At 42.3% G+C, this 7,756-nt stretch carries 7 protein-coding genes and 2 pseudogenes; 4 read left to right on the forward strand and 5 right to left on the reverse strand.

From position 1 onward, the window contains the following. Positions 1–53: 53 nt before the first annotated feature. Together SD31_RS13440 and SD31_RS13445 are read right to left on the reverse strand one after the other, a co-directional pair. Positions 54–827, reverse strand: coding sequence for an NAD kinase (locus SD31_RS13440; RefSeq protein ID WP_052259070.1), 774 nt, complete (start codon positions 825–827; stop codon positions 54–56). A 45-nt stretch (positions 828–872) separates the two neighbouring features. Further along, a complete protein-coding gene (locus SD31_RS13445) occupies positions 873–1,532 on the reverse strand; it encodes a CBS domain-containing protein (RefSeq protein WP_039054503.1) in 660 nt (219 codons plus the stop codon). A gap of 180 nt (positions 1,533–1,712) precedes the next feature. On the opposite strand from SD31_RS13445, the pseudogene SD31_RS13450 reads away from it, so the two are divergent. Continuing rightward, positions 1,713–2,539, forward strand: a pseudogene (locus SD31_RS13450) (1-acyl-sn-glycerol-3-phosphate acyltransferase). A gap of 4 nt (positions 2,540–2,543) precedes the next feature. Then, positions 2,544–3,494 (forward strand): GNAT family N-acetyltransferase, encoded by a 951-nt coding sequence (locus SD31_RS13455; RefSeq protein ID WP_039054504.1) that lies wholly within the window; start codon positions 2,544–2,546, stop codon positions 3,492–3,494. Positions 3,495–3,562: 68 nt separating this feature from the next. Here SD31_RS13455 and SD31_RS13460 read toward each other — a convergent pair whose 3' ends face one another. The 3 genes and pseudogenes from SD31_RS13460 to dnaB form a co-directional block, all read right to left on the reverse strand. Then, entirely contained in the window at positions 3,563–4,846 is a 1,284-nt protein-coding gene (locus SD31_RS13460) for an NAD(P)H-hydrate dehydratase (RefSeq protein ID WP_052259071.1), read from the reverse strand. Further along, entirely contained in the window at positions 4,833–5,057 is a 225-nt protein-coding gene (locus tag SD31_RS15680) for an NAD(P)H-hydrate epimerase (RefSeq protein WP_197053731.1), read from the reverse strand. Before SD31_RS15680 ends, SD31_RS13460 begins: the two co-directional genes overlap by 14 nt. A gap of 94 nt (positions 5,058–5,151) precedes the next feature. Next, a pseudogene (dnaB, locus tag SD31_RS13465) lies at positions 5,152–6,730 on the reverse strand (replicative DNA helicase). Between the two features lie 416 nt (positions 6,731–7,146). Here dnaB and SD31_RS13470 point away from each other — a divergent pair. Both SD31_RS13470 and SD31_RS21040 read left to right on the forward strand, forming a co-directional pair. Further along, positions 7,147–7,548: a class I SAM-dependent methyltransferase gene (locus SD31_RS13470; protein ID WP_052259073.1), complete on the forward strand. Its 402-nt coding sequence runs from the start codon at positions 7,147–7,149 to the stop codon at positions 7,546–7,548. Next, entirely contained in the window at positions 7,545–7,742 is a 198-nt protein-coding gene (locus SD31_RS21040; RefSeq protein ID WP_052259074.1) for a class I SAM-dependent methyltransferase, read from the forward strand. The genes SD31_RS13470 and SD31_RS21040 overlap by 4 nt, the downstream gene beginning before the upstream one ends. The last annotated feature ends 14 nt before the right edge of the window (positions 7,743–7,756 follow it).

Below are 7,756 nucleotides of genomic sequence, written 5' to 3' on the forward strand. Positions count from 1 at the left end.
AGCTGTATAAGGTTGATTTTCGAAAGGAAGCCTTGCATATGGTCAGCTGAACATCAGTGGACAAGGTTTCGCTTTTGGTAGTCACAGCTGAGGATAAATTTTTCTGTACGGCTTTCGATTTTTAGGGAAAGCTGCATGTCGGAAGAGACAACGATAGGACGGACATTGAGGTTATGCGGAGAGATAGGGGTGATAACAAAGTTGTCACTACCCGGCATGATGATAGGTCCGCCGCAACTCAGCGAGTAGGCGGTGGAGCCTGTAGGTGTGGCGATAATAAGCCCGTCTGCCCAATAGGAGTTGAGCAGCTCTCCATTGATGTGGGCTTCGACCGTAATCATGGAAGAAGAGTCATAACGGAAGACGGTGATGTCGTTCAGGGCGAAGTTTTCGCTGTCGAAAAGTGTCTTCTGTGGGCTTTCCACACAGAGTAGCTTTCTTTTCTGTATACTGAACTCGCCCTGCATAATCTTTTGCAGAGCTTCCTGTATGCGGTCCTTGGGGATATTAGCCAAGAAACCTAGACGACCGAAGTTGATACCCGCCACCGGAATTCCTGAGTCGCGGATGATGGATACAGCAGCCAGCATGGTGCCATCACCCCCAAGACATAGCAGGAAGTCTATATCTCTTGGTAAGTCTTTGTTATTGCTGAAGGTCGCCAAGCCTGAAGGACATTGTACGGTATCTTGCAGATAGGCATAGAAGTCCCGATGTACGATGACGTCAATAGATTGATTATGTAAGTAATCAAATAGATTTTCTATGTAAGGCGTAACAGAAGAGCTAAAGACTCTTCCGAAGATGGCGATTTTACGATGTTGCATTCCAGCAATATTTTGATATCCTATTACAAAGGTGCGAAGATTTGATTATAAATCTAAATAATTCATCAAAAGGTCGTATCTTTCTTGTAAATCAGATTGGGAACCACCATCACGAAATGTAGCCTTTACAACATAGTCGTTGCGCCACAACGAAGAAATAACACTTGAAATATTGGTTTTATTGACTTTTATTGTCATTTCCAGCTTGGAACTGTCCGGAATCTGATGTACGGCCGTGCTGAGGATGCTCACGTTTTCGGATTCTATGATTCGCGCGACATGAGATAAAGCATTATCGCGTATACCTAGTTCCAGCACAATGATAGCGCCCTCTTCGTTACCGAACAAGGTATTTATCGCTTCAATAAGTTTCTGTTTGGTCAGCACGCCAAGATACTCGTGGTTTTTGTTGAGAATAGGAAGGAAGCAGTATCCATAGGCTGCCATGTTATGCAGAGCATCGTATATATGCTGATAGTCGAACAGGAAGATAGGTTTATAAAGCATAGGAACATTGTCCAACGGGAGGGAAGAGTCCATCTGATCGAGGAGCTCTTCTTCGGTCACAATACCATAAAAAACGCGATCCTTCACGACAGCAAGCTGGTGAAGGTAATATTCGCTCATTTTCTGTAGGGCAAAATCTATAGTGTCCGATGGTAAAACCTCGTGATATTCAGTAGATATGTATTGTCCTATGAACATTTTCACTCCTCTTCTTTAAGAACCAACCCTCGAATAGAATATAAATAAATATTCGAAAAAAATATGCAAAAAACAAGCTTAAATGAATAATATTTGCAAAATTTATCTGAATTCGTGCAATATTTTTTATTTTTACACGGATAGTCTTGTCGACACTTTCGACAGGCTAGTCTTAATTATATGGTGGAAGGCACAAAGAAGTTTATTCAGGTTAGAGAGGTTATCCGCAAGAAAAGTCCCAAGCTGGCTAAATGGATTCCGGGGCCTCTGCTTAAATACTTAGAGCGCACTATACATGAAGATGAAATCAACGACATCATGTATAGGTACAGGGATTTGAAAGGCTTAGATTTTGTTGATGCTTTAATCAAACATTTAGGTGTAGATGTTGTATTAGAAGGAGAGGAAAATATCCCTAAAGAAGACAGTGTAATCTTTGCGTCTAATCATCCTCTTGGCGGGATGGATGGTATCGCCTTTATGCAGGCAATAGGTAGAGTACGTAAAGATGTCAAATTCCTAGTAAATGATCTTCTGATGAATGTGGTTAACTTGGAGCCGCTGTTTGTCGGAGTCAACAAAGTAGGAGGGCAGAATAAGAGTGTAGCTTCCGCCGTAGAAGAAGCTTACGCTGCCGATCAGGCACTGCTGGTCTTTCCAGCAGGACTGGTGTCCCGCAAGATCAATGGGCAGATCGTGGACTTGGAATGGAAAAAAAGTTTTATCTCCAAAGCAAAAAAATATAAAAAAGACATTATCCCTGTTTATATTGAAGGAAGAATTCTAACTTTTTCTATAACTTATCCAATTGGAGAAATAAGTTAGGAATAAAGTTCAATATCGAGATGTTGTATCTTGTAGATGAGTTTTTCTCACAGCGTAACCAGCGCGTTACCATTCGCGTTGGAAAACGCATCCCTTATACGATGTTTGATAACTCAAGAAATGAAAAACAATGGGCTGCCGAAGTGAAGCAGTTGGTGTACGGATTGAAGACGCAGAAATAATTTTATGGAAGAAATAATACCTCCAGTAGAGAGAGAACTGATTAAGGCAGAGTTGACCAAAGAAGCATTCTTACGTTATACTAACAACGGTAATAACGAGGTGTATTTGGTTAATTATCATACGGCGCCAAATATTATGCGTGAGATAGGTCGTCTGCGTGAAATCACATTTAGGGCTGCAGGTGGCGGCACAGGATTAGCATTGGATATCGACGAAAACGATACTTGTGAACATAATTACGATCAGCTTATTGCATGGAATCCTGAGGATGAAGAAATCATTGCTGGCTATCGTATTATCCGTTGTGATGAAGCCATAGACAAAGACGGGAACATACATCTTTCCACATCGCATTATTTTGACTTTTCCGATGAGTTTAACAGAGATTATCTACCTTATACCATAGAGTTGGGTAGATCGTGGGTACAACCGCGCTATCAACCTTCTGTGGACAACCGTAAAGGGTTGTTTTCCTTGGACAATCTTTGGGATGGTTTGGGAGCATTGGTAGTAATCAACTCGGATATCAAGTATTTGTTTGGAAAGGTGACCATGTATCCTCACTTTAATGCGGAAGCAAGGGATTTATTGATGTATTTCATGGAATGTTATTTCCCTGATCGCAAAAATTTGGTGAAACCTAAGAAGCATCTGGAAATAGGCTATAAAACAGATATTTCTAAATACAAGGGTATTTTTGATGGACTACCGTATAAAGAAGGATATAAAATCCTTAACAGGCATGTTCGCGACTTAGGAGAGAATATTCCTCCCCTTATCAATACCTATATGAATCTGTCGCCTACGATGATGACTTTCGGTACAGCGCTGAACGATGAGTTTGGTGAGGTGGAAGAAACGGGTATTTTGATTACGTTGGAGGATATTTATCTTCCTAAGAAGGAACGTCATATTGCCACCTATGAGAGGGATCGTGTGTATGTAGAGAAATAAATTCCACCAATTATAAGAGTTATAATAAAAGAGGCTTTTGATCTGTATGTGTATGATAAAAAGCCTCTTTAGTTTATGTTATGAGGGCCGCTTTTCAGTAAGGAAATAGCTTTGGACAAGTTGTCCGTCAACAAAGAAGGGGATACTACCTCATGTTGTTCTGCTAGCAGATCGGCCGTGAAGCCGTGGATGTAGCATCCTGCCACTGCCGCCTCTTCAGGCTTTAACCCTCTCGCTAATAGCGCGGTAATACATCCTGTCAGTACATCTCCCATACCGCCCTGCGCCATAGCGGGATTGCCGGTAGAATTTATAAACACTTTTCCCTGCGGTGTGCAGATAAAGGTATATTGATTCTTCAAGACAATGACTATTCCATTTTCTTGAGCAAAGGATTTGGCGGATTGTAGACGTTCATACCAGGTTTTATGTTTACCAAAGAGGCGGTCAAACTCATTCATGTGAGGCGTTATCACCAGATGGGGGTGTCCGCTTAGGTCTTCCTTGCTCAACACATTCAATGCGTCGGCGTCCAACACCAAAGGATTCTTTAGCTTCAACAAACGTAGAACATGTTCGCGTGAGGTTTCTGAAATTCCTAAACCGGGACCTATTGCTATGGCCGAAAACTTATCGAAATTCAAGTCGTTTAGTCTCCCGATATCTGCTGTCATCAACTCTGGCAGAAAGACATTGGCAAAAGGAAAGAATTCGGCGTCTGTCAACAGTGTTGTCCGTCCTGCCCCCATTTTTACTGCCGCTTTGGAGGCGAGAAGACTGGCACCACGCATGGTCTTGGCACCGGAATACACCAACACATGTCCATAACTTCCTTTATGGGAGAATTTCTTCCGGCAAGGTAACAGCGCTGTAACGTACCCTTTATCAATCCAAAAATAATCGGAAGGAATAGACTGCAGATAGTCTTCACATAGTCCTATAGAGACAGTTTTGAAATCGTCTGTCACCTTGTGCGATTCGGGGAGTGTAAAAAAGAGTTTTGGTCGTTGGAAGCATATCGTCAGATGGGCATGTATGCCGTCGTAACTTTCAATGTCGAAAGTGTCGGCAGGACAGCCTGAAGGTACATCCACCGAAACGATGAAGTTGCTACTCTCATTGATATGTCGGAAAACAGCCGCGAAGAAGCTATCTAATGCTCTATTAAATCCGGAGCCCAATACGGCGTCTACGACAACATCAAAGGTTGATGGAAGATCATGCAATGAATAGCAATAGACAATAGGGATGTTTAATGTTTGAAGTTTTTCGAGGTTTATGGAAAAATCTTTGGATGCCGAGTTGAATTTTTCTAAAATATAAACTTTGATATGTTTGTTACCCTTTCTCATGTAATAGTCGCGCTATGGCTAGTCCGTCACCGCCATTATTACCTTTTCCTGCAACAATGGATATCTCTTTGTCAGAGAGGCTGTACTTAATAAATAACTCTACAAAAGCCTTCGCCGCCTGCTCCATTAATTCGACGGACTCTATATTTAGGTGCTGACAGGTATAGGTGTCAGCTTGGCGCATTTGTTGGTTGGTGATGAGATTGAGCATATTTTTTATAGCCAATTTAATAAAGATGTAAGAAACTAAAAAGCCCTTCGTCATAAGACAGAGGGCTTTGGATTATAGCGTTCTTTTCTTACCATTAGAAAGGAGCATCGTCCGGCATGTCGTTCATGCGGGAAGGCATAGTGATACCTCCCGAACCCATAAAGTCGTCAAATGATGCTGAAGGAGACATGGCCGAACTGCCAAATCCGCCGCCGAAGGAATCATCTCCCATACCAAAATTTTCTTCCAGATCGGTAAACTTAACATATTTGCCGACAAACTTAAGAGGAACTATACCCGTTTCACCGTTACGGTGTTTAGCGATGATTACCTCACCTACACCTGCGGTAGGACGCCCTTCTTCGTCTTCCACCAAGCCGTAGTATTCCGGTCTGTAGAGGAACAGCACCATGTCGGCGTCCTGCTCGATAGATCCTGATTCACGCAGGTCGGAAAGCATAGGTCTTTTGCTGTTTCCAGGACGAGACTCTACGGCGCGGCTCAACTGAGAAAGAGCTAGTACTGGGACGTTCAGCTCTTTGGCTACCGATTTCAATGCGCGGGAGATACTACCGATTTCCTGCTCTCGGTTACCGCCACCTTTTCCGTCGTTCTTTCCTTGCATCAACTGCAAGTAGTCGACAATAATCATCTGTATGTCGTGCTGAGCCTTCAGACGACGACATTTTGCGCGGAATTCGAAAATATTGAGTGCCGGCGTATCATCAATGATGATAGGTGCTTCTGTCAATCGACCGATACGGGAGTGAAGCTGTTGCCACTCGTGGTCTGCCAGATTTCCTTTTTTAAGTTTTTCCTGTTCGATTTCTGTTTCTCCGGCGATAAGACGGTTTACCAACTGTACGGAAGACATTTCCAGTGAGAAGATTACTACTGGGCAGTTGTGGTCTACGGCGGCATTTCGTGCTACAGACAATACGAAGGCTGTCTTACCCATGGCGGGACGAGCCGCAATGATGACCAAATCCGAAGGTTGCCATCCGGAAGTCATACGGTCCAAGGCTGTCAATCCCGAAGGGATACCGGTAAGGCCGTCAGTACGGTCACGCAGCATCTCTAAGTTAGAAATAGCTTCGCGCATGATGTCATCCATCTTGCGGGAGTCTCTACGCAGATTGTTTTGCGCAATGTCGAACAGGCTTTTTTCAGCGTGATCCAACAGGTCGAAGATATCTGAGGTCTCATCGTACGCCGCATTGATAATCTCCGTAGAAACACGGATAAGTTCACGCTGAATATACTTTTGTGAAATAATACGGGCGTGATATTCTATATTGGCAGCGGAAACAACCCGGTCCGTGAGCTGTGTGATATAGTAAGCACCACCGACCATCTCTAGGGCTCCCATCTTTCGCAACTCTGCCGTTACGGTTAGAATATCGATTGGAGTAGGTTTTTTGGAACAAAGAATAAATGGCTTCAAAAATTTTCTGATGTGCCTCTTTATAGAAAGATTCAGGCTTCAAGATGTCAATAACCTCACTTAAGGCATTCTTTTCTAACATTAACGCGCCCAGCACAGCTTCTTCAAGGTCCACCGCTTGTGGTGGAAGCTTGCCAAGACCACTAACCAGATTGTTAAGACTAGTGCGTTTTTTGTTGAAATTAGCTCTGTTAAAGTTGGTGTTTTGACCCGAAAATTCTTGCTCCATTATCCCTTTGTCTGATTTTGATTTTCAATATTACAAGACTCTTTGGTAGAGCCCTCTTAGCATTGTAAAACAAAAGTAATAAATAAGTCCATAATCTTCTTTTTTAGTTGTTCACATATCAATTTATGTAAAAAATGAATAATGCATTCTGTCCTATGATATAACGAGTTATTATTCACATCAAGTGTGGAATAAGTGTTAGTTAATTGTTAATTGCACTGATTTTCAGAGGGGTAATTTTATGTGGAAAACTTCCTGTAGTGTTAATAACTTGAAATTGGTTGTTGTTTTAATCGCTTTTGAGGTTAATTTTAAGTTAGAGTTTCATTATCAATAGGTTAGCGTTTTACAGGTGAAGAAAGGCTTAAAAATTAGCTTTTTACCCTGCATAAAAAATATATACATATATTTGTCTTATGTCAAACAATGAAGCGTCAACATTAAAACCATATAAGTCGAAAGACGGAGGTAAGAAGGAGCAGGTAGCGGATATGTTCAACAACATTTCCAAGCGTTATGATTTGTTGAACAGGCTGATGACCATGCGTATCGATGTGATCTGGAGAAAGAAAGCCATTAGGCTTCTACAGTCTATAAAGCCCCAGTATATATTGGATGTAGCTACGGGTACGGGAGACTTTGCGATAGAGTCCATACAGATTCTGAAGCCTAAAAAGGTGGTAGGTGTAGACATTTCGCAGGGCATGTTGGATATTGCTAAGGAGAAAATCCAGAAAAGGGTTGCAGGAAGTAATTTGAAGTGCAGCTTGGCGATTCCGAAAATCTGCAGTTTGCCGACAGCAGTTTTGATGCAGTGACTGTAGCGTTTGGGGTGCGGAACTTCGAAAACTTGGAGAAGGGACTTTCAGAAATACATAGGGTCCTCAAACCGGGAGGCAAGGCCATCATCTTGGAGCTTTCCAATCCAACAGCATTTCCGAWCATAATCAKKTTTATTACTTTACTTCACAAGATTGGTCCAGCTTTCGGACTTGATTTCCAAGGACTCTAGTGCTTACTCTTATC

It is taken from the genome of Sphingobacterium sp. T2 (assembly GCF_000814685.1).
Lineage (GTDB): Bacteria > Bacteroidota > Bacteroidia > Sphingobacteriales > Sphingobacteriaceae > Sphingobacterium > Sphingobacterium thermophilum.